Raw genomic sequence first — 407 nt, forward strand, 5'->3', positions numbered from 1 at the left:
CCGCTTGAACCAATCCGGATCCCGGTCCCTCGCGGGCGTGTTCTCGAAGGTGTCCGGGACGGGCTCATTGACGATCATATTGTGGGTGACCCTCCGATCTGCGGGTTGGACGGTCGCAGGACGGTGAACACATGCGCGGGCCTATGACCCGGTTCGAGGCGCACATAGTTGGCCCTGCCCCAGTAGTAGGTCTCGCCGGTGAGCTCGTCGCGCACCGGCACGGACTCGTGCCAGTCCAGGCCGAGTTGCGGCATGTCCAACGAGACCGTTGCCTCCTGGGTGTGGCGCGGATCGAGGTTGGCGACCACGAGAACCGTGTTCGACCCGCTCCGCTTCGAGTAGGCGATCACCGCGTCCTGGTCGGCGTGGTGGAAGTGCAGATCGCGCAGTTGGCGCAGGGCCGGATT

At 65.4% G+C, this 407-nt stretch carries 1 protein-coding gene; it reads right to left on the reverse strand.

Annotated elements, in window-relative coordinates:
* Positions 1–74: 74 nt before the first annotated feature.
* Positions 75–407, reverse strand: a 333-nt coding sequence (locus LMU33_RS40960) for an alpha-glucosidase C-terminal domain-containing protein (protein WP_228627210.1), incomplete at its 5' end; no start/stop codon positions are given.

This window comes from Streptomyces barringtoniae, assembly GCF_020819595.1.
GTDB lineage: Bacteria > Actinomycetota > Actinomycetes > Streptomycetales > Streptomycetaceae > Streptomyces > Streptomyces barringtoniae.